The organism is Phytohabitans maris, assembly GCF_031085175.1.
Lineage (GTDB): Bacteria > Actinomycetota > Actinomycetes > Mycobacteriales > Micromonosporaceae > Phytohabitans > Phytohabitans maris.
Genome location: NZ_JAVHUY010000069.1, coordinates 20,620 through 40,694 on the forward strand (window position 1 = coordinate 20,620; position 20,075 = coordinate 40,694).

Below are 20,075 nucleotides of genomic sequence, written 5' to 3' on the forward strand. Positions count from 1 at the left end.
CCCGACCGACGGTAGCCGCTACCAGTGGATGCGCTGGGAACCGCACTCCGGCGACCAGGTGAGGGACGCGGCGGACTGCCCGTCGAGCGCGTGCCGGGCGCGGTCGGCGCCGATGTTCCAGCCCCGCCAGTCGTGATCCTCGGCCAGGTCGCGGGCCACGTCGCCGAGCGCGCAGGAGCGGAGCGTGGCCGGGAGCCGGTCCAGCGCGGGTACGGCGTCGGCGGAGAGCCCGGACAGGTACGCCAGGTCGATCCGGCCGGTGTCCTGGTAGCGGGCCACGTTGCGGTCGGCGATGAAGTGGTCCGGGTTGAGGATGGCCAGCCCGATCAGCGCCGCCACGCCGCTGCCGATCGCGGCCTGGGGGAGCCAGCCCGCGCGCAGCCGTACGCCGGCGGCCAGCACCATCACCAGCACCGAGCCGAGCCACAGCTCGCAGGCGCTGACCAGTACGCGCAGGCGGGTGAAGCCGTACGCCTCCTCGTACGTGTGCATCCGGAAGAGCGCGGACACCACGATGACCAGGCAGAGCGCGGCGAGGCCGCCGAGCAGCACCCGGACCAGCAGCCGGTCGCGCTTGGTGTCGCGCGGTGCCCAGCGGGCGGCCAGCGCCAGCACGCCGAGCGTCAGTGCGGTCACCACGAGGAGCTGCCAGAAGCCGCGCCGGGCGTACTCGGCGTAGGTGAGGCCCGCGGTACGCAGCACGTGACCGGCGCCGCCGAAGAGCACGGTGAGCTGCACGGCCACGAACGCGAGGAAGATCGCGTTGAGCGCGACCAGCGGGAGTGTCCACTCCAGACGGTGCAGGCGGGTCTTGGCCGGCCGCTCGAGCCCGGTGAGCCGGGGCGGCGCGGCGAGCAGGTACGCGCCGCCGAGCAGGCCCAGTGTCGCGAAGGCGAAGACGTACACCCAGCGGGCCAGCGTGGCGGCGCTGAACTCCGGGGTCACCCGGCCGGCTAGCTCGGCGAAGGCCGCGTCCGCCGACGCGAAGAGGCCGCCGAAGACCAGGAGGAGCAGCACCGATACGCCGATGGTCGCCGCGGTCCGGGCGGACGGGCCGCCGCGCTGCCGGCGGGCCAGGATCGCCGTGCCGCGGGCGACCCAGGGCAGGCCGCGCAGGGCCGCCACCGGTACCGCCACCGACGTGACCGCCACCGCCGGGAGGCTGCGGCCGGCGGTGACCGCGAGCGAGGCGGTGACGGCGGCGGTGAGCAGGCAGAGGACGAAGAGCCAGCCGGCCGCCCGTACCGTGCCGACGCTGAGCAGCAGCACCGTCGCGACCGTCCACAGTGGTCGGATGGTGCCCGCCTCGACCACCGGCGGCACGGCCGGGCCCCGGCCGTTCGCGGTGGGGTGCGTGGCGGGGTGTGCCCAGCCGCGCAGCGACAGTGCCGTGAGCGCCGCCGCGCCGGCCAGCCCGGCGACCGCCCACCCGACGCCCGGCCGGTCCAGTGGCACGCTCGCGGCGGCCACCAGACCGGCCATCCCCGTGGCGCCGAGCGCGACCGCGTCGGCGGGTCTGGACGGACCCGGCCAGCGGCGTTCGAGTGCTGTGGGCGGGCGTGGGCCATACACCGGCATGAACGGGCGCATAGCGGGTGCGCTCTGTGCGGTCATCGTTCCTCCTCGGGGTTTTCTGGGCAGGGTCCACCGGCCCCGCGCGGTGCGCAAGGGCAGTCGCGTGCCGTAAATCAGGCGGGCGTCGGGATGGTGACCCGGATGCGGCAGCCGCTCTTGGCCGCCGGCGGCGGGTCGAGCGCGGCGATCGTGCCACCGTGCAGCTCGACCACCCACCGGGCGATCGCCAGCCCGAGTCCGGTGCCCCCGTCAGTGCCGGCCCGCTCGCCCCGGGTAAACCGCTCGAAGACCCGGGCCCGCTGGTCGCGCGGGATGCCGTCGCCCTCGTCGAGCACCTCGAACCGGCAGTGGTCGGCCGCCGGCCGGGCGGTCACGAGCACCGTGCCGCCGGCCGGGCTGTGGCGGGCCGCGTTGTCGAGCAGGTTGGCGAAGACCTGCCGCAGCCGGTCGGGATCCGCCTGGACCGTGCCGGCCGCCTCGGGCACCCGTACCCGGAAGTCGACCTGGCGCCCGGCGCCGGCCGCGGTCACCGCGGCCTCCCGGACCACCTCGTCGAGGAAGTCGGCGATGTCGAGGTCGACCCGGTCGAGCGGCACCACGCCGGCGTCCAGCCGGGAGAGGTCGAGCAGCTCGGTGACGAGCCGGCCGAGGCGTTCGGACTGGGCCAGTGCGGTGCGCAGGGCGGCCGGGTTGGGCTGCGCGACGCCGTCGACCAGGTTTTCCAGCAGGCTCTGCAGGGCCGTGATGGGGGTACGCAGCTCGTGCGAGACGTTCGCGATCAGCTCCCGCCGCTGCCGGTCGGCGGCGGCCAGGTCGGCGGCCATCTGGTTGAACGCCCGGGCCAGCTCGCCCACCTCGTCGCGGGATGTGGCCCGCACCCGCCGCGTGTAGTCACCGCGGGCCATCGAGCGCGCCGCGGCGGTCATCTCCCGCAGCGGCGACGTCATGCCGTGCGCCAGGATCTGCGACGTCACCAGCGCGACGGCGATCGCGGTGAACGAGGTGCGGTAGGCGATCCACCCGATCCCCTGCCAAAACACCACGAGGCCGGCGAAACCCGAGGCGACCAGCAGGATGCCCAGCTTGAGCTTGATCGACCGTACCGGGTCGAGCGGCCGGGGAAGCAGGTCGAGCAAGGCCGTCACGGCGCCACCTCCAGTGCGTATCCCACTCCGTGCACGGTGCGGATGAGGTCACCGCCGAGCTTGCGGCGCAGCGCCTTGACATGGCTGTCGACGGTACGGGTGCCGCCCGCCGCCGCCCACCCCCACACGTCGGCGAGCAACTGCGCCCGGGGCAGCACGGTGCGCGGCCGTCCCGCGAGGTGTACCAGCAGGTCGAACTCGGTCGGCGTCAGGTGCGCCTCCACCCCGGCCCGCCGTACCCGCCGCTCGGCCTGGTTGATCTCCAGGTCGCCCAGCCGGATCGTCGGCGCGTCCTCCCGCGCGGCGGCGGCCGCCCGCTCGAAGCGGCGCAGCAGCGCCTGTACGCGCGCGGAGAGCTCGCGCATGGAGAACGGCTTGGTCAGGTAGTCGTCGGCACCCACCGCGAGCCCGACGATCAGGTCGGTCTCGTCGTCGCGCGCGGTCAGCATCAGCACCGGCACCGGCCGCTCCGCCTGGATCCGCCGGCACACCTCCAGCCCGTCGAAGCCGGGCAGCATCACGTCGAGCACGACGAGGTCCGGCCGCATCTGCTGGGCCGCCTCCACCGCGCCGGGCCCGTCGCCCGCGATCCGCACCGTGAACCCTTCGGCCCGCAGCCGCGCCGCGACGGAGTCGGCGATCGTCCGCTCGTCCTCCACCACCAGCACCCGACGCTCGCTCATCGCCTACCACGCTCCGTCGCTCGGCGCTCGTCCGCCGTCGTGCTCCAGACCGTTGCCTCGCGACTCCCGCTCATGTCCGGCACTCTATGCACCCACGATGGAGACCTCCCGCGCGAGTTGTGAACAACCTGTGGAGGACTCCGTCGGTCGTCGATCACAGGCGGAGGGATTCGGGGGCGTGCAGGCGGAGCATCGTCGTACCCACGTCGGGCGGGGTGCGCCGGCGGGTGGCCAGGGAGACGGCGACCATCACCGCGAACGCCAGCGGTACCGTCCAGGCCGCCGGCTGGGCGATCATTGCGGCCGCCCAGCCGTGCAGCGGCGGTCCGAGGATCGTGACCAGGACCGCGCCTACCGCCGCCCCGCCGCCGGCCAGGATGCCGGCCGCCGCGCCCAGGTCGGTGAGGCGGCGCCACCAGATGCCGAGCACGAGCAGCGGGCAGAAGCTGGACGCCGCCACCGCGAACGCCAGCCCCACGACCTGGGAGACGTCGAGGCTGGCCACGTTGAGGGCGAGCACCACCGGCACCAGGCCGGCGACCAGGGCGGCCACCCGAAAGTCGCGGACCGAGCCGCGCTGGCCGGGGCCGCGGTCGCTGGCGTGGGCGAGCACGTCCGTCGAGATGACGCCGGCGACGCTGGTGAGCAGGCCGGAGCTGGACGACAGGAACGCCGCGAACGCACCCGCCGCGACCAGCGCGGCCAGCAGTTGGCCCAGCACGCCCGAGCCGAGGACCGCGACCGGCAGCAGCAGCACCACCGCGTCCGTCTCGCCGGTCATCAGCAGCTGCGGCGTGTAGACGCGGCCGAGCACGCCATACAGCGTGGGTAGGAAATAGAAGAGGCCGACCAGCGCGAGGACCACCAGCGTCGTGCGCCGGGCAGCGGCGCCGTTGGGGTTGGTGTAAAAGCGCACGAGTACGTGCGGCAGCCCCATCGTGCCGAGAAACGTGGCCAGGATCAGGCTGTACGTGCCGAAGAGCCCGCCCGCGTCGTTTCCGGGCAGGAGCCAGTCCAGGTCGCGGGCAGTGTCCACACCAGACACGTGCGGCACCGGCTCACCCGCCTGAAACGCGAGCTCCTCGCCGGGGCGTACCTCCCTTGTGGACCCGTCGGGAAGGGTGAGGGTAGCGGGGTGGTCGACCACGACGGTGGTCGCGGCCGGGAAGGTGAGGCCGTCCGGCGGCGTCACCGGCGGACGTCCGTCCGCCTGCCAATGCAAAACCACAAACATCGCGGGTACGGCGAGCGCCGTCAGCTTCAGCCAATACTGGAACGCCTGCACGAAGGTGATCGCGCGCATCCCGCCCAGCGCCACGTTGGCGGTGACGACCACGCCGACGAGGAGCGCGCCCAGCTCGTACGGGCCGCCGGTGACCGTGGTGAGCGTGAGCCCGGCGCCCTGGAGCTGCGGCACGAGGTATAGCCAGCCGATGAAGACCACGAACGCGGTGGCGAGCTTGCGCAGGCCGCGCGAGTGCAGCCGCACCTCGCAGAAGTCCGGCAGCGTGAACGCCCCCGAGCGGCGCAGCGGCGCGGCGACGAAGAGCAGCAGCGCGAGGTAGCCGGCGGCGAAGCCCACCGGGTACCAGAGGACGTCGACGCCGTACTTGAGGATCAGCCCGGCGACGCCGAGGAAGGACGCGGCCGACAGGTACTCGCCGCCGATCGCGGCCGCGTTCCAGGTGGGGCTGACCACGCGCGAGGCGACCAGGAAGTCGGACGTGGTGCGGGCCAGCTTGAGGCCGTAGAAGCCGATCGCCAGCGTGGCGAGCGTGACCGCGACGATCGCCGGGACGGTGTACGGGTTGTCCATCAGCGTTCCGGCCGGCGGACCACGGCGGTGAAGTCCTGCTCGTTGCGCTCGGCGAGGTATACGTACGCCCAGCCCACCGCGACCAGGAACGGGAACGCGCCGATGCCGAGCAGCACCCACGGCAGGCTGATCCCGAAGATCTTGACGGTACTCGTGGTCGGCGCGACGGCGAAGAGCAGCGGCAGCGCGCCGAGCCCGATGGCCACCACCACCGAGAGCCGCAGGGCGAGCGCGAGCTGGGCGCGCACGAGACCTCGTACGAGCGCCTCGCCGACCTGCGTCTGCTCGGTGAGCTCCGCCCTGACCCGGTCGTGGTCGCGCCGGCGCACCACCTCAGCCAGCACGATCCTGGTCCGCTGCGGCGCGCCGTCGCCGCTGGTGGGCTGCTCCATGTCCGGCAGTCTCACCCACCACCGCCCGATGTCAAGCTCCGCCTACCTGATGGCCTTCAGATCGAGCACGCGGACCGACCCGTCGCCGGCCAGCCACTGGAAGGTCGAGCTCTCGAACCCGTATGCGGTCCCGTCGTCCTGTCCGGCCGGGGCTGCGGCGCTCGCCACCTTGTCACCCACGATGTCCCAGATGTACCGGAAAGTGCCGTCGGAGGTTTTGACCGTACCGATGCTGAACCTGCCGCCGATCGCGGGGGTGGCGTGGAAGCCATCCTCCGGGTACGGCAGCTCCTGGAAGCCGGTGCCGTCCAGGCGCTGCACGAAATACGTTCCGCGCTCGGTCCGACCGGTGCAGATCTGCGGGGCGCAGATGACCGTCTGGGCGTCCTTGTGCGAGACCCACGGCCGCCGTTCGCCGGTTTCGAGGTCCCACAGCACGCCTTTGTCCGGAGTGGGGTCCTCCTCGGCGACCAGGTGCCCGGTCGTGTCTACCCAGGGCGACAGGCCGAACAGCTGGTATCCGTCGCTGTCCCGTACGCGCTGCGGAGTGCCACCGGATACTGGCAGGCGGTATGTGCCGGAGCCTTCCTGGGCCCAGTAGACCGAGTCGCCGAGGACGCCGATGAGCGGAGGGATGCTGCCGTGATCCTTCACCGTGGCGATCATTTTCGGGTCTCCGGTGCCGTCCAGCCGTGCGGTCCAGACGCCCGCGTCCCGCTGGTTGCTTTCGCTGGCCGTCCCGAACCACACGGCGTAGTCGCCAACGGCTGTAGTCCAGTCCTTCGACGACGAGCCCGGGCGGGTCCGCATCTCCTCGGTGCCGAGGAAGACGAGGTCACCCGTCCTGGCGTTGTAGACCCATGGTGCGCTCGCGCTGGGCACACCCGCCGTCGTCCGCACGAGATAGCGGTCACCGCCGAGGACGGCGAACACCTGATACTTGGCGCCGTTCGGCAGCGTGGCGGGCAACCGGTGTACCGCATCCGGCCAGACCTTGTCGGGCGGGTCGGCCGTCGCGAAGTCCGGTACGGTCCCCGACCAGTCCGAGCTGGCAAACGGCGGTCCTGGCTCGGTGGCTCGCCAGCTCAGGTTGGTGACGGCCACCCCGCTGACGACCGCCAGTACGGCGGCGCAGCCCGCCACCATCGCGACCCGGCGGTGCGTCCGGGCGCGCCGCCGGCGGTGGACACCTTCGACGAAGCTCTCGTCCGGCTCGGGTGCGAGGTCGGCGGCGCCTGCCAGCGTGTGGGTCAGCTCATCTTCCAGTTGGCTCGTCACTTCACTCCCCCTGCCGTCGTGCTCGCGTGCGCGGGCGCCCAGTTCGCGCGCAGTTTGTCCAGCGCGCGGGCGGCCTGGCTGCGTACCGTGCCGCGGGATATCCCCAGCAGCGCGGCGATCTCCTCGTCGGTGTGGTGCTCGTAGTAGCGGAGCACCAGCACGGCGCGCTGGCGCCGGGGCAGCTCGCCCAGCGCACGCCACAGCCCGGCGTCGCCTTCCGCCCGATCCAGCCCTGGGTCGGCGTACCCGCGATCCGGTGGCTCTCCGACGAGCCGCTCCCGGCGCAGGCGGCGCCAGCGGCTGATGTGCAGGCGCGCCATGGTGGTGCGCGCGTACCCTTCCGGGTCGTCCTTCTTCCGCACCCGGGACCAGGCCGAACCCAGGCGTGCGAGCGCCTCCTGGGCCAGGTCGGCCGCGTCGTGCGGGTTGCCGGTCAGCACGTACCCGTAGCGGACGAGCGCGGGTGACCGCGACCGGACGAACTCCTCGAAGGCCTTGTCGGCGTCCTTCATGCCCACCTCCCTCGCCACCAGGGACGTGGCGGGCACAACCACTGTTGCACGGGCCCTGTGGAAAACCGGACCTGTGGATAATGGGTGCTCGGCGCCTGTGGATAACTGAACGATCTCTTGCCGATTCCGCCAGCATGTGGGGGCATGACGACGATGGCCGATCCTCTCGTTCAACACCACGAGTTCGGCGAGCCGTGGACGATCGACGATCTCAAAGATCTTCCCGACGACGCCGTCGATCGCTACGAGATCTACGACGGGAGCCTGGTAGTGACTCCGCACGCCGGCATGTTCCACGGAGGCGTCACCAATCGGCTGCACCGTGTGATGACCCGCCAGGCACCCGATGATGTTCTTGTCAGCCAGAGCGTCGGCGTAAGCCGAAAGCGCACATCCTACTTCATTCCCGATCTATTCGTCGTGCCTGAGACGGCATACGGCGAGGGAGATGCGTTTCATCCGTCTGACGTGGTCCTTGTGGTTGAGGTGCTTTCGCCAAGCAACGCCCGTTACGACCTGGTGGTCAAACGCGACGAATACGCGATCGCCGGCATCCCCGTCTACTGGATCGTCGACCCGAAAAAGCAGGCTCTCACCGTGCTGGAGCTGGCCGCCGACGGCACCTACCGGGAGGCCGCCGTCGTCGAGCCTGGACAGGTGTGGCGCACCGGCAAGCCGTTCCCGCTCGCCTTCGATCTCGCTGAGATCTTCTAGCGGTTCCAGTCCTGCTTGGCGGCGCGCACCAGCTTGTCCTTCAGCTCGCGGGTGTGGCGGCGGGAGACCGGCAGGTCGGTGTCGTCGACGACCACGACGTAGCCGGAGCTGGTCAGGCGGAGCTCGGCGATGAGGCGCAGCTGCACCAGGTACGAGCGGTGGATGCGGACAAACCCGGCGTCCGCCCAGCGCTCGGCGAGCGTGGCCAGCGGCACGCGGACCAGGTGCGAGCCGTCGGCCGTGTGCAGGCGGGCGTAGTCGCCCTGGGCCTCGACCCACCGCACCGCCGAGCGGGGCAGCATGCGGGTGGTGCCGGCCAGCTCGACCGGGATCGTCGGGTCCTCCTCGGCGCGCGGTGCGGCGGACGGGCCGGCCGGCACCACGCGGGAGCTGACCACGCGGCGCAGTGACTCGCCGATCCGCTCGGGCTGCACCGGCTTGCGGACATAGTCGGTGACGCCCAGGTCGAAGGCGTCCACGGCCGCGTCGTCGTAGGCGGTGACGAAGACGATCGCCGGCGGGCGGGCGAAGCGGCGCAGCACCCGGGCCAGCTCCATGCCGTCGAGGCCGGGCATGCGGATGTCCAGAAACACCACGTCGACATCGGTGTCGCGCAGCACGCGCAGCGCCTCGGTGGCGTCGGAGGCGGTGTGCAGGCGGCCGACGCGCGGGTCGGTGCGCAGCAGGTAGGCGAGCTCGTCGAGGGCCGGTGGCTCGTCGTCGACGGCCAGTACGCGCAGGAAGGCGCTCACGGGTTTGTCCTGACCGCGGGGTGAAACTTCGGCACGCGCATGCTCACCTTCGTACCCGCTCCGATCCCGGTCTCCACCACCAGACCGAACTGGTCTCCGAAGACGGAGCGGAGTCGCTCGTCTACGTTGGACAGTCCAACGTGGCCGGAGTCGTGGCGGTCGGCCGCCTCGGCGACCCCGGCGACCAGCACCGCCGGGTCCATGCCCACGCCGTCGTCCTCGACGGTGATGTGGCACTCGGCCCCGGCGTCGCGGGCCTCGATGCTCACCATACCCACGCCCGGCTTGCGCGAAAGGCCGTGCCGTACGGCGTTCTCGACCAGCGGTTGCAGGCACAGGAACGGCAGGCCGACCGGCAGCACTTCGGGCGCGATCTGCAGCCGCACCTGGAGGCGGTCGCCGAAGCGGGCCCGCTCGATGGTCAGGTACCGGTCGATCGACCGTAGCTCCTCGGCGAGCGTGGTGAAGTCGCCGTGCGAGCGGAACGAGTACCGGGTGAACTCGGCGAACTCCAGGATCAGCTCGCGCGCCCGCTCCGGGTCGGTCCGGACGAACGAGGCGATCGCGGACAGCGCGTTGTACACGAAATGCGGGCTTATCTGGGCACGGAGGGCACGTACCTCGGCGCGGGCGAGCATCTCCCGCGAGGAGTCCAGCTCGGCGAGGGCGAGCTGGGCGCCGGCCCAGCGGGCGGTCTCCAGCGTCGCCTGTACCAGCCCGGGCGCCGGCTGGTCGTCGGCGATCGCCACGAGCGCGCCGGGCGCCGAGCCGTCCGGGCCGGACATCGGCGCCACCACCGCGCCGCGTACCGGGCAGTCGACGCGGTCGCAGGGGAGGTCGTCGGGGCCGAGCACGTGGGAGCGGCCGGCGGTGAGCGCCTTCTGGGAGGCGGCGACGAGCTGGGCGGAGTGGTGGGTGCCGCGGCCGTCGAGCGCCAGGATCTCCTCGTCGTCGACCAGGGCCAGGCCGGGCGCGCCGACGAGTGCGCGCAGGTGCCGGATCGCCTTCGCCGCGCTCGCCTGGCTGAGCCCGGTGCGCAGCGGGTCGGCGGCCTGGCCGGCGGTGTGCAGCACGTCGTACGTGGCGCGCTGGGTCGCGGTGGCGATGCCGCGGCGGGCGCGCAGCCGGGCCACCGCCCAGACGGCCGCCGCCAGCGCAGTGACCAGCGCGACGACGGCAAAGGCCGCGGAGACGTTCGAGCCCACAGAAGTATTCTGCGGGATCTTCCAGGATGGCCTTCGTGGCGCACGATGGGCTTGTCGCGCGGAGCCGGCAGCGGAGGTCGGGGATCTCGGCGAGCGCCAGCGAGCCGCCGACCGGAGCGGTGCCCGCGGGAAAGCACCCCAAGAAAACGCTTCGCTGCGCTCCACGTTTCCCCGGGGACCCCGCGCGAACGGTCCGCGGCTGGCGCGGACCGGGGCATATGCGCTCTGTGATCAAAGCTCCCTCCACGTCGCTAGAACGACTTCAGGGGAGCTTTGATCACCGGGGCTTTTAGTAGGCGCCCTTTCGGGCGAGGACGACGCCGACCGTGCGCCACAGGATGCTCAGGTCGTAGGCCAGGGACCAGTTGTCCACGTAGTAGAGGTCGAGCCGGACCGCCTCGTCCCAGGAGAGGTCGGAGCGGCCGGAGACCTGCCACAGGCCGGTGATGCCCGGGCGGACCAGCAGCCGGCGCCGTACGTCGCCGAGGAAGTCGCCGTCGTCGGCGGGGAGCGGGCGGGGGCCGACGAGGGACATCTCGCCCCAGAGCACGTTGATCAGCTGGGGCAGCTCGTCGAGGGAGCTGGCGCGCAGGAAGCGGCCGACCGGGAAGACGCGCGGGTCTTCCTTGATCTTGAAGAGCATGCCGTCGGACTCGTTCTGGTCGACCAGCGAGGCGAGGCGGTCTTCGGCGTCGACATACATGGTCCGGAACTTCCAGACCCGGAACGTCCGGCCCTCGTGACCCACCCGCGGCTGGCGGAAGAAGACCGGGCCGCGGTCGGAGAGCTTGATCGCGATGGCGATTGCGACGAACAGCGGGACCAGGATCAGCAGCCCCAGGCCGGCGGCGATCCGGTCGAGCAGGTTTTTCGCCAGCCAGCCGATGCCGGAGAGCGTGGGCTCCTCGACGTGCAGCAGCGGCAGGCCCTCGATCGGCCGGATGTGCACACGCGGGCCGGCGATATCGGTGAGCTGGGGCGCCACGACCAGGTCGATGCCGGTGCCCTCGAGCTGCCAGGCCAGGCGGCGCAGCTCGCCGGGCTCGGCGCTGGCCGAGCCGCAGACGGCGATCGTGTCGGCGCCGACCTCGCGGACCAGCGTGAGCACGTCGCGGCCGGAGTGCACCGGTACGGGGGTCTCGATGCCGCGCGCCGCCGCGTACCCGTCGGTGATGTGGATGGCGACCGGCACCAGGCCGGCGGATGGGCTGCGGGTAACCGCGGTGTAGACCTCCAGCGTCTCCGGCAGCGTGCCGATGAGCAGCATGCGGTGGCCGGCCTGCCCGGCGCGCTTGCGCACCTGGTGGAGGACGAACCGGGCGAAGTAACGGGCGACGAGGATCAGCATCGTCGCGCCGACGAGGGCGGTGGCCACCGTCAGCCGGGAGAGGTCGGTCTTGGTGGCGAACGCGAGGAAGGAAACGCTCGCCATGACCGTCACCGACGCGCGCACCACTCGTTTGAACTCATCGGTGCCGAGGCCGAGGTAACGCCGGTCGTAGGCGCCGTTGGCCCAGAGCATGATGAGCCAGCCGAGCGGCAGCAGCACGTACGCCACGGTCTTGAACCACGCCTCGTCGGCATCCTGGAAACCGGAGACGGCCTGGTCGTACGCGCTGATGGAGATGAGGCTGGCCAGGGCGGTCGCCGCGTAGTCGAGCAGAAGCAGCACCGCCGTGTACGGGCGGTGCCAGCGGGACGCACGCCGCCGGGCGCGGGCCCATGCCGAACGCGGCACACCGTTGTGCGACGGCGGCGTCGGCGCCTGGATTTCGAAGCTATCGACGTGGCGCACGGTCTTGCTCCGGCCTGTGTTGGCTACCGGGCGTTGGAGGCTTGTCGTCACCTCACCTACGTCCTCCCGCTTTGCACGTGCCGCCCATGTGCCGTCAGGCTCGGGACTGACCACCGCATCAGTCTCCCATGGTCATCGCGGCGGATCGGTGACCGCAGAGACAATACGCCCCACCGTGATCGAATGGGACCATGGACCGGGTCACTATACCGAGCGTTGTCCACCCGGCAGGTGCCCATTGGGCCCAGTTCGCAAAACCGTAGGTCACGGCCATATCGCCTAGCGCACGAGCCGTGACAGTCTGCGATCGGCGAGGGGCTTTCCGCCGGTCTGGCAGGTCGGGCAGTACTGGAGGCTGGAGTCGGCGAACGACACCTCCCGGACCGTGTCGCCGCAGACCGGGCAGGGGAGCCCGGTGCGGGCGTGCACCCGTAGCCCCGAGCGTTTCTCGCCTTTGAGCTCGGCGGCGCGCTGGCCGACCGAGCGGGTCACCGCGTCGGTCAGGATCTCCCGGACCGCCGCGTGCAGCCGGGCCATCTGCTCGTCGGTCAGCCGGGTGGTGATCGCGAACGGGGAGAGCTTGGCGGCGTGCAGGATCTCGTCCGAGTACGCGTTGCCCACGCCGGCCAGCACCTCCTGGGAGGTCAGCACGCCTTTGAGCTGTCCGTTGCGGCCGCGGATCCGCTCGGCGAACGTGTCGAGGTCGGCGGCGAGCGCGTCCGGCCCGAGCCGCGCCACGCCGGGCACCAGCGCGGGATCCTTCACCAGGTACGCGGCGAGGCTCTTCTTGGTGCCCGCCTCGGTGAGGTCGAAGCCGGAGCCGTCGTCGAGCCGCACCCGCAGCGCGATCGGCCCCTTGCCCGGCTTGAGCGGCACGCCGCTGTTGAACGAGTCGCGGTAGTGCAGCCAGCCGGCCCGCGCCAGGTGCACGACGAGATGCAGATCCTCCCCGATGTGGATGTCGAGGAACTTGCCGTGCCGGCCGGCGCCGGTGATCTCCAGCCCGGCGGCCGCCGTCGGCGGCGGGTCATACGTCTTCAGCGCGCTCAGCGCGGCGACCTCGATCCGGTCCACGCGCCGTCCGGCGGCCCGCTCGCGAAGGTACGCGGCGAGCGCCTCCACCTCAGGCAACTCCGGCATGCAACAAAAGGTAGCCCGCGTTTCAGAGGCCGAGCAGCCGCAGCGCGGCGAAACCCTCCTCCGCGATCGTGCGGATCAGGCCGTTGTTGACGTTACGGTGCTCGTCCAGCACCGTGATCTCACTCTCCGTAATCCAGCGCCACTCGGTGTGCTTGCCCGGCTCCAGCCGCGGCCGGGCCAGATCGCCGTCGACCCGCACCAGGAAGTCGGTCTCCACCCGGTCGACGCCGTCATCGCCGGTGTACGCGTACTCACCGACGGTGCCGAGGACGACCGAGACGGCCCAGCCGGTCTCCTCCTCGACCTCCCGCCGCAGCGCGTCCTCGACGCCCTCCCCGGGCTCCAGATGGCCGCCGACGATGTCCCAGGTATTGGGAAACAGGCGCCGATCGGGTGACCGGCGCTGGATGAAGATGCGCCCGTCGTCGTCGACGATCAAGGCGCCGGCGCAGCGTAGGGGCTCCGTGGGCACGTTTTGAATCTATCTACCTGAGTCCCGACCCGACAGAACACAAGTCTTGTAGTTCTGTCTCCGTTCGGGCGACGATTTCATTAGCCTTTGGCTGCATCGCGGCCGCGATGCAGCCAAAGGCGGCAAGACCTGGGTCCCACCCGGTGCCTTGAGGGGTGATGTGCGATGCGCGTTCGCGATGCCATGTCCAGCCAGGTTCTCGTAGTCGGCCCCGAGCACACGCTGCGGCAGGCCGCCCAGATGATGGCCACCCGCCGCATCGGCTCGGCCATCGTGATCGACCCCGACTCCGAAGGGGTCGGCATCATGACGGAGCGTGACGTTCTCAACGCCATCGGCCGGGGACTCGACCCGGACGTGGAGCACACCTCGGCCCATCTCACCTGGGATGTGGTCTACGCCAGCCCCGACTGGACGCTCGAGGAGGCGGCCGTGGCGATGTCCCGCGGCGGGTTCCGTCACCTCGTCGTCATGGAGGAGAGCGACGTGCTGGGCATCATCTCGGTCCGCGACATCATGCGGGTCTGGGCCCAGCAGCACACCAGCGCCAAGGTCTGAGGTCGCGGGCGCCCCCGGCGACCGCGTGGCCGTGCCGCCGCCGTCGCCGTGGTGGCGGTGGGTGCGGCGGTCGCCGTGCCGGTGCTGCCCGGCAAAGCGCGAAAGAGCACTACAGCGTATATCAGTGTCGTGAAGATCAACTTCGGTCCGTACGCTGTGCAACCATGACCGCCGAGCAGCTGATCTCCTTCGCCCGTGGCGCGCCGTCGCTGGACATCGTCGATGTCGAGGGGCTCAAGGCCGCCGCCGTCCGCGCGTTCGACGCCGATCCCGGCGGGATCACGGCGTACGGCACCTCCGTCGGCTACCCGCCCCTGCGCAAGTGGATCGCCGACAAGCACGGTGTCTCCGTCAACCAGGTGCTGGTCACCAACGGCTCGCTCCAGGCCGACGCGTTCCTCTTCGACTACCTGGTCGGGCCCGGTGACGCCGTGGTCGTGGAGCGGCCGACGTACGACCGTACGCTGCTCAACCTGCGCAACCGGGGTGGCGAGATCCACGCCGTCACGCTCCAGCCGGACGGCATCGACACCGACGAGCTGCGCAAGCTACTGGAGTCCGGGGTACGCCCCAAGCTGGCCCACATCATCCCGAACTACCAGAACCCGGCCGGTGTCACGCTCTCCATGCCCAAGCGCGAGGCGCTGCTGGAGCTCGCCACCGAGTACGGCTTCACGATCTTCGAGGACGACCCGTACGTCGACATCCGGTTCCGTGGCGAGGCGCAGCCCTCGATGCTGTCGCTCGACGAGACCGGCGTGGTCGTACACGCCTCCAGCTTCACCAAGACGGTCTGCCCCGGTGTGCGGGTCGGCTACCTGGTCGGGCCGGCGCCGCTGATCGGCGACATCGCCAAGCGGGCCACCAACCTCTACATTTCGCCCGGCATGGTGGCGCAGGCGATCGTGCACCAGTTCTGCGTCTCCGGCGACATCGACCGCTCGATCGAGACCGTCAAGGCCGCGCTGGGCGAGCGGGCCCGCGTCCTGGCCGCGGCGCTGCGCGAGCACATCCCCGGCGTGCGGTTCACCGAGCCGGACGGCGGCTACTTCCTCTGGATCGAGCTTCCGGAAGGCGTACGGGCCGACGACGTCTTCACCGCGGCCGCCGAGCGGGGCGTCGCCGTGGTCAAGGGGAGCGACTTCCTGATCGAGGGTGGGGAGCACGCGCTGCGCTTGGCGTACTCCGCGGTCACGGTCGAACAGATCGAAGAAGGGGTACGCCGGCTCGCCGCTGCGGTCCAAGCCGTCCGGTGACGATTCTTCTGTCGGATTTCTGACAATGCGTCATCGCTGCCGGCCCGGGGTTCCCCTCGGGCGGGCTAACGGATCACAATGCTGCGAGCGATCGCTATGCAGTTGACCCCATAAGCAAAACCCCCCGCCCCCCATCGGCGCCGGGTGGGCCGCTCGCACCCCCCACCCCCCGACGCGGCCGGTCCACCCGGCGCCTCAGCGGTTGCATAACTACGCGTTGCCCGGCTCACTGGCGAGTGACGCACGCGGCGTCTTCCGGGACGGATCAGGCGTAGAAAGATGGACACCATGGCGGATGAGGGTGCCGCGCGCACCGACGGGGGAGGGCGGCCGCTGACCCGCACCTGGGCCGCCCCCGTTCGGCGGGCGATGACCAGGATGCTGAGCCCGGTCGACGGGCCGCGCCGGCGGGAGCACGCACCCCCCTCCGCGCGGAGCGCGATCGTCGACTGCGCCCTCTACATCGACGGCGAGCGCCAGCCCGGCGAATGGCAGTACGCGGAGGCGCTGGCCGCGGCCCGCCGGGAGGGGCAGCGGCACGCGTTCGTCTGGCTTGGACTGCACGAGCCGGACGCCGCCGAGATGGCCGACATCGCCGAGACGTACGGGCTGCACGAGCTCGCGGTCGAAGACGCGGTCAAGGCGGAGCAGCGCCCGAAGCTGGAGCAGTTCGGCGAGGTGAGCTCGCTGGTGCTGCGCACCGCCCGGTACGTGGGCGAGGGTGAGCTGACCGAGACGTCCGAAGTGGTGGAGACCGGCCAGGTGATGCTCTTCATCGGGCCGGCTTTCGTGATCACCGTCCGGCACGGCGACGCCTGCCGGCTCAGCCCGGTCCGGGTCGACCTGGAGAGCAAGCACGACCTGCTGCTCCAGGGCCCCTGGTCGGTGGCGTACGCGGTGACCGACCGGGTCGTCGACCTCTACGTGGAGGTGGCCGACCAGGTCGAGGTCGACCTCGACCGGCTGGAGTCGGAGGTCTTCGGCCGCCACTCGCACGGCCGGATCCAGCGGATCTACCAGATGAAGCGGGAACTGGTGGAGTTCAAGCGGGCGGTGATGCCGCTCCAGCGGCCCTTGATCACGCTGACCGCGCAGGTCAACCGCGACGTGCCGAAGGAGATCCGGCGCTACTTCCGGGACGTGCAGGACCACCTGACCCGCACCGTCGAGCAGATCAACTCGTACGACGACCTGCTCAACTCGGTACTCCAGGCGCGGCTGGCACAGGTGACCGTGGATCAAAACAACGACATGCGCAAGATCGCCGCGTGGGCCGCTATCGCGGCGGTGTGGACCGCTTTCGCCGGCATCTACGGCATGAACTTCACGCACATGCCGGAGCTGGGCTGGACGTACGGGTATCCGGTGGTGCTCGCCGTCATGCTGAGCATCTCGCTCGCGCTCTACCGCTTCTTCCGCAAGAACGGCTGGCTGTAGCGCCGCGACTGCGGCGGCTGGCTGTGGCGCCGTGACGGCGGCGGCTGTTGGCGGTGCGCGAACGGCTGGCTGTAGGCCCGGCGGGGCCCGGCGGGCCTACAGCCTTCGGTCGTCAGTGACGGCCCTTGGTCGAGTCGACCACGCCGTCGAGCGTGGCGGAGTCGACGGTCCCGTTCATCGCGGGGTCGGCGGCGCCGCCGGTCTTCTCGTCGGCGTCGGCCGCGACCGGCTCCATCGCCTGGCTGGGGTCGTACTCCTGCCACTGCTGCTGCTTGCGACGGCGCATGACCAGCGCCCCCACCGCACCGAGAGCGGCACCGGCGGCCAGCAGCCCGGCCAGCATGGGCAAACGCCTGCGGGACATCCTCGACTCCCTCTTGGGCGTGACCGCCCGCATCTTCGTGGTGCCGGCCGGGCGCGCGTTGCGCCCGGCCCGCTTCGTGGTGCGGCCGGCCTCACGGGCGCCCTCAGCCGCCGCGGCGGCCAGGGGTGCCAGCGTCGCCATCGTGGACTCCCACCCGTGTGCCGCGCCCTGCCGGACCCGGTGCATGCCGTCTGCCGCCTTCGGGCCCATCGTCGCACCGACTCCGCCCGCGGCATGGGTGGCGGCTTGCATGAAGTGATCGAAACTCTCGCCCAGCTCAGTCTTCACCAACTGGCCGCGCGTCCTGCGCCGCGCCATTCCGAGCACCGATACCCACCTCCTCGCTCCTCTTTCTTCGTGCTATGCCCGGGTCGCGTCTCCGCGACACGGGAAAGCGCACGACCGGGGAGACCAGTCTCTCCTCGTCATCCTGCCCCCTTGGATGCCTTCGCACTGCCGGAACGGGCACATGGGAGGATCCGCATGGAACTGACCAACAACTGAGGAGTACCCGTGGCTGACGCTCTCTACGCCACCTTGCACACCAACCACGGCCCTATCCGGTTGGAGCTCTTCCCCAACCACGCGCCGAAGACGGTAGAAAACTTCGTGGGGCTCGCCAAGGGCACGAAGTCCTACACCGACCCGCGGACGGGGCAGCCAGGCTCCGGGCCGTACTACGACGGCACGATCTCGCACCGCGTGATCAGCGGCTTCATGGTCCAGATGGGTGACCCGACCGCGACCGGTCGCGGCGGGCCGGGCTACACGTTCCCGGACGAGATCCACCCCGAGCTGACCTTCGACCGCCCGTACCTGCTGGCGATGGCGAACGCCGGGCCGGGCTACAACAACCAGGGCACGAACGGCTCGCAGTTCTTCATCACGGTCAGCGCGACCCCGCACCTGAACCGGAAGCACACGATCTTCGGCCAGGTCGCGGACGAGGCGTCGGCCAAGGTCGTCGACTCGATCGCGACCACCCAGACCGCCCCCGGCGACCGACCGGTCAGCGACGTGGTCATCGAGCGCGTCGAGATCGAGGGCTGACAGGTACCTTTGCCTCTATGAGTAGTGAGTCTCCCGTGACCGTGCCGGTCTGCTACCGCCACCCGTCGCGGGAGACCTATGTCCGGTGTGTCCGATGTGACCGGCCAATCTGCCCGGACTGCATGCGAACGGCCTCCGTCGGGCACCAGTGCCCGGAGTGCGTGGCCGAGGGACGACGCACCCAGCGGCCGGCGCGCACCGCCTTCGGTGGCAGTGCCGCCGGCCGCGAAGGGTACGTCACGAAGGCACTGATCGGCCTCAACGTCCTCGTGGCCCTCCTCGGCCTCGCCCTGGCCGGTTCGAGCTCGCTCTTCGACGGCGGCCTGTTCACCAGCGGCGGCCGCCTCCAGGCGATCGGCGGGGTGGTGGCCCACGAGGTCACCGTCAACAACCAGGGCGTGTTCCTGGGCAACATCCCGGGCTTCGGCGACGTGTACCCCGGGGTCGCGGACGGCGCCTACTACCGGCTCATCACCGCGATGTTCATCCACTACGGGATCCTGCACCTCGCCATGAACATGTGGGCGCTCTGGGTGCTCGGCCGCAACCTGGAGGCGGTGCTCGGGCCGCTCCGCTTCCTCGGGCTCTACCTGCTCGCCGGCCTCGGCGGCAACGTCGCCTGCTACCTGATCAGCCCAAACAGCCTGGCCGCCGGCGCGTCGACCGCGGTCTTCGGGCTCTTCGCGGCGTTCTTCATCATCCTGCGCAAGCTCGGCCGGGACACCTCCGCCGTCATCGGCATCCTCGTGGTCAACATCGTGCTGACCTTCGCCGTGCCGGGCATCTCGATCGCCGGCCACCTCGGCGGCCTCGTGGTCGGGGCGATCGTCGGGGCCGTCCTGGCGTACGCGCCACGCACCCACCGCACGCTCGTGCAGGCCGGGGGCAGCGCGGCGGTGCTCGTGGTGCTCGCGCTGCTGACGCTCCTGCAGACAGCCGCGCTCAACTAGACGAGTAGTTCCGATGTCGGTCAGTGGTCGTAGGCGATCAGTGACCGGGTGATCGGTGCGCCGGTCTTGTTGTTGTGCCAGATCGCGGCGGCCATGGCCAGTAGGCGTTGGGCGATGCGGACGGCGACTCCGGTGAAGGTCCGTCCGCCGTGTTGTTCGAGGTCGAGTTGACCTTTGAGGGTGTCGTTGACCGACTCGATCAGCTGCCGGACCTTCTTGAGCAGCGCCTCGCCGTAGCGGGCTTTGTCCCGCTTGCGAGAGGGCCGCAGCAACTGGATACCCTGCTCGGCCAGGTCCCGCTCGAGTGTCTTGGACGCGAAGCCCTTGTCGCTGATCATCAGGATGCCGGTGTGCTCGGCGACCACGCCGGCTTCGACCTCGAGCATCGCGGCGAGGACCTCCCGTTCGCCGATCTTCGGGTTGGCCAGGGCCCACATGATCGGCATCCCGGTCGGGGTGCACACCAGATACAGGCGCAGGCCCCAGAAGAACCGTGAGTGGGAGGCGCAGTAGCCGTATCCGGCCCACCCGGCCAGGTCCGAGCGTTTCACCGTCGGGCGGGACATGCCGCACGGGATCGGGGTGGAGTCGACGATCCAGTGGTTGTCGAACCAGAAGTCGCTGTCACGGGCCAGGTCCCGGATGGTCTTCTTGATCAGCGGCAGGGCGGCACGGAGCCGCTTGTTGTAGCCGGGGCGTTGTGGCAGGTAGGGGAACCAGGCGCGTAGATGGATCCGGGCGTAGCGGATCCAGTGCGCCTCCGACCGGGCGCCGAGCAGGACCTGGGCCACGGCCAGGCAGACCAGCTCGGAGTCGGTCAGCAGCGGCGGCCGGCCCAACCATCGCGGCGTCCGGATCGTGTCATCGATCTTCACGTAAAGTGCGGTCAAGAGGGTGTCGAGGTCTTGCGTCACAACATGATCATCGACACCCTCCCTCATGCCCTCGCATCGACCCCCGACATCGGAACTACTCGTCTAG

Annotated in this window: 20 protein-coding genes; 6 read left to right on the plus strand and 14 right to left on the minus strand. The window is 70.8% G+C overall.

The genetic code is table 11. The features are described from left to right. Positions 1–18 precede the first annotated feature (18 nt). The 7 genes from RB614_RS41915 to RB614_RS41945 all read right to left on the minus strand — a co-directional run bounded on the left by RB614_RS41915 (position 19) and on the right by RB614_RS41945 (position 7,401). Entirely contained in the window at positions 19–1,614 is a 1,596-nt protein-coding gene (locus RB614_RS41915) for a DUF4153 domain-containing protein (protein ID WP_308718292.1), read from the minus strand. A gap of 74 nt (positions 1,615–1,688) precedes the next feature. After that, on the minus strand, positions 1,689–2,720 hold the full coding sequence (locus RB614_RS41920; RefSeq protein WP_308718293.1) for a HAMP domain-containing sensor histidine kinase: 1,032 nt from the start codon (positions 2,718–2,720) through the stop codon (positions 1,689–1,691). After that, a complete protein-coding gene (locus RB614_RS41925) occupies positions 2,717–3,403 on the minus strand; it encodes a response regulator transcription factor (protein ID WP_308718294.1) in 687 nt (228 codons plus the stop codon). The genes RB614_RS41920 and RB614_RS41925 overlap by 4 nt, the downstream gene beginning before the upstream one ends. Before the next feature lie 154 nt (positions 3,404–3,557). Beyond that, positions 3,558–5,219, minus strand: a complete 1,662-nt coding sequence (locus RB614_RS41930) for a sodium/solute symporter (RefSeq protein ID WP_308718295.1) — start codon at positions 5,217–5,219, stop codon at positions 3,558–3,560. After that, the gene (locus RB614_RS41935) at positions 5,219–5,611 is read right to left on the minus strand and encodes a DUF485 domain-containing protein (RefSeq protein ID WP_308718296.1); all 393 of its coding nucleotides are present in this window, start codon (positions 5,609–5,611) and stop codon (positions 5,219–5,221) included. The genes RB614_RS41930 and RB614_RS41935 overlap by 1 nt, the downstream gene beginning before the upstream one ends. 42 nt (positions 5,612–5,653) lie before the next feature. After that, the gene (locus RB614_RS41940; RefSeq protein WP_308718297.1) at positions 5,654–6,889 is read right to left on the minus strand and encodes a hypothetical protein; all 1,236 of its coding nucleotides are present in this window, start codon (positions 6,887–6,889) and stop codon (positions 5,654–5,656) included. Further along, a complete protein-coding gene (locus tag RB614_RS41945; RefSeq protein ID WP_308718298.1) occupies positions 6,886–7,401 on the minus strand; it encodes a SigE family RNA polymerase sigma factor in 516 nt (171 codons plus the stop codon). Before RB614_RS41945 ends, RB614_RS41940 begins: the two co-directional genes overlap by 4 nt. A 144-nt stretch (positions 7,402–7,545) precedes the next feature. Between RB614_RS41945 and RB614_RS41950 the strand changes: the two genes are divergently transcribed. Then, positions 7,546–8,115 (plus strand): Uma2 family endonuclease, encoded by a 570-nt coding sequence (locus RB614_RS41950; protein ID WP_308718299.1) that lies wholly within the window; start codon positions 7,546–7,548, stop codon positions 8,113–8,115. On the opposite strand, the gene RB614_RS41955 is transcribed toward RB614_RS41950, so the two are convergent. From RB614_RS41955 to RB614_RS41975, 5 genes are all read right to left on the minus strand, one after another. Further along, complete coding sequence (locus RB614_RS41955; protein ID WP_308718300.1) at positions 8,112–8,867, minus strand: LytR/AlgR family response regulator transcription factor; 756 nt, start codon at positions 8,865–8,867, stop codon at positions 8,112–8,114. The two genes, RB614_RS41950 and RB614_RS41955, sit on opposite strands and share 4 nt — an antisense overlap. Further along, the gene (locus RB614_RS41960; RefSeq protein ID WP_308718301.1) at positions 8,864–10,072 is read right to left on the minus strand and encodes a sensor histidine kinase; all 1,209 of its coding nucleotides are present in this window, start codon (positions 10,070–10,072) and stop codon (positions 8,864–8,866) included. Before RB614_RS41960 ends, RB614_RS41955 begins: the two co-directional genes overlap by 4 nt. A gap of 289 nt (positions 10,073–10,361) precedes the next feature. Then, positions 10,362–11,867 (minus strand): sugar transferase, encoded by a 1,506-nt coding sequence (locus tag RB614_RS41965; protein WP_308718302.1) that lies wholly within the window; start codon positions 11,865–11,867, stop codon positions 10,362–10,364. 279 nt (positions 11,868–12,146) lie between these two features. Further along, positions 12,147–13,007, minus strand: coding sequence for an Fpg/Nei family DNA glycosylase (locus RB614_RS41970; protein ID WP_308718303.1), 861 nt, complete (start codon positions 13,005–13,007; stop codon positions 12,147–12,149). Positions 13,008–13,029: 22 nt separating this feature from the next. After that, positions 13,030–13,479: an NUDIX hydrolase gene (locus tag RB614_RS41975; RefSeq protein ID WP_308718304.1), complete on the minus strand. Its 450-nt coding sequence runs from the start codon at positions 13,477–13,479 to the stop codon at positions 13,030–13,032. A 165-nt stretch (positions 13,480–13,644) separates the two neighbouring features. Between RB614_RS41975 and RB614_RS41980 the strand changes: the two genes are divergently transcribed. The 3 genes from RB614_RS41980 (at position 13,645) to corA (ending at position 16,730) form a co-directional block, all read left to right on the plus strand. After that, the gene (locus tag RB614_RS41980) at positions 13,645–14,037 is read left to right on the plus strand and encodes a CBS domain-containing protein (protein ID WP_308718305.1); all 393 of its coding nucleotides are present in this window, start codon (positions 13,645–13,647) and stop codon (positions 14,035–14,037) included. Positions 14,038–14,201: 164 nt separating this feature from the next. Next, complete coding sequence (locus tag RB614_RS41985; protein ID WP_308718306.1) at positions 14,202–15,293, plus strand: aminotransferase-like domain-containing protein; 1,092 nt, start codon at positions 14,202–14,204, stop codon at positions 15,291–15,293. 288 nt (positions 15,294–15,581) lie between these two features. Beyond that, positions 15,582–16,730: a magnesium/cobalt transporter CorA gene (corA, locus tag RB614_RS41990; protein WP_308718307.1), complete on the plus strand. Its 1,149-nt coding sequence runs from the start codon at positions 15,582–15,584 to the stop codon at positions 16,728–16,730. 112 nt (positions 16,731–16,842) lie between these two features. Here corA and RB614_RS41995 read toward each other — a convergent pair whose 3' ends face one another. Beyond that, the gene (locus tag RB614_RS41995) at positions 16,843–17,346 is read right to left on the minus strand and encodes a hypothetical protein (RefSeq protein WP_308718308.1); all 504 of its coding nucleotides are present in this window, start codon (positions 17,344–17,346) and stop codon (positions 16,843–16,845) included. A 261-nt stretch (positions 17,347–17,607) separates the two neighbouring features. Between RB614_RS41995 and RB614_RS42000 the strand changes: the two genes are divergently transcribed. Then, entirely contained in the window at positions 17,608–18,144 is a 537-nt protein-coding gene (locus RB614_RS42000; RefSeq protein ID WP_308718309.1) for a peptidylprolyl isomerase, read from the plus strand. A 17-nt stretch (positions 18,145–18,161) separates the two neighbouring features. Next, positions 18,162–19,094, plus strand: coding sequence for a rhomboid family intramembrane serine protease (locus RB614_RS42005; protein WP_308718310.1), 933 nt, complete (start codon positions 18,162–18,164; stop codon positions 19,092–19,094). 20 nt (positions 19,095–19,114) lie between these two features. Here RB614_RS42005 and RB614_RS42010 read toward each other — a convergent pair whose 3' ends face one another. Next, positions 19,115–20,008, minus strand: a complete 894-nt coding sequence (locus RB614_RS42010; RefSeq protein ID WP_308717983.1) for an IS982 family transposase — start codon at positions 20,006–20,008, stop codon at positions 19,115–19,117. Between the last annotated feature and the right edge of the window lie 67 nt (positions 20,009–20,075).

Excerpts from the sequence above, each read along its gene's own strand:
- RB614_RS41915 (WP_308718292.1), bottom strand. The coding sequence starts at position 1,614 with ATGACCGCACAGAGCGCACCCGCTATGCGCCCGTTCATGCCGGTGTAT.
- RB614_RS41925 (WP_308718294.1), bottom strand. The coding sequence starts at position 3,403 with ATGAGCGAGCGTCGGGTGCTGGTGGTGGAGGACGAGCGGACGATCGCC.
- RB614_RS41930 (WP_308718295.1), bottom strand. The coding sequence starts at position 5,219 with ATGGACAACCCGTACACCGTCCCGGCGATCGTCGCGGTCACGCTCGCC.
- RB614_RS41935 (WP_308718296.1), bottom strand. The coding sequence starts at position 5,611 with ATGGAGCAGCCCACCAGCGGCGACGGCGCGCCGCAGCGGACCAGGATC.
- RB614_RS41945 (WP_308718298.1), bottom strand. The coding sequence starts at position 7,401 with ATGAAGGACGCCGACAAGGCCTTCGAGGAGTTCGTCCGGTCGCGGTCA.
- RB614_RS41950 (WP_308718299.1), top strand. The coding sequence starts at position 7,546 with ATGACGACGATGGCCGATCCTCTCGTTCAACACCACGAGTTCGGCGAG.
- RB614_RS41970 (WP_308718303.1), bottom strand. The coding sequence starts at position 13,007 with ATGCCGGAGTTGCCTGAGGTGGAGGCGCTCGCCGCGTACCTTCGCGAG.
- RB614_RS41980 (WP_308718305.1), top strand. The coding sequence starts at position 13,645 with ATGCGCGTTCGCGATGCCATGTCCAGCCAGGTTCTCGTAGTCGGCCCC.
- RB614_RS41985 (WP_308718306.1), top strand. The coding sequence starts at position 14,202 with ATGACCGCCGAGCAGCTGATCTCCTTCGCCCGTGGCGCGCCGTCGCTG.
- corA (WP_308718307.1), top strand. The coding sequence starts at position 15,582 with ATGGCGGATGAGGGTGCCGCGCGCACCGACGGGGGAGGGCGGCCGCTG.
- RB614_RS41995 (WP_308718308.1), bottom strand. The coding sequence starts at position 17,346 with ATGCAAGCCGCCACCCATGCCGCGGGCGGAGTCGGTGCGACGATGGGC.
- RB614_RS42005 (WP_308718310.1), top strand. The coding sequence starts at position 18,162 with ATGAGTAGTGAGTCTCCCGTGACCGTGCCGGTCTGCTACCGCCACCCG.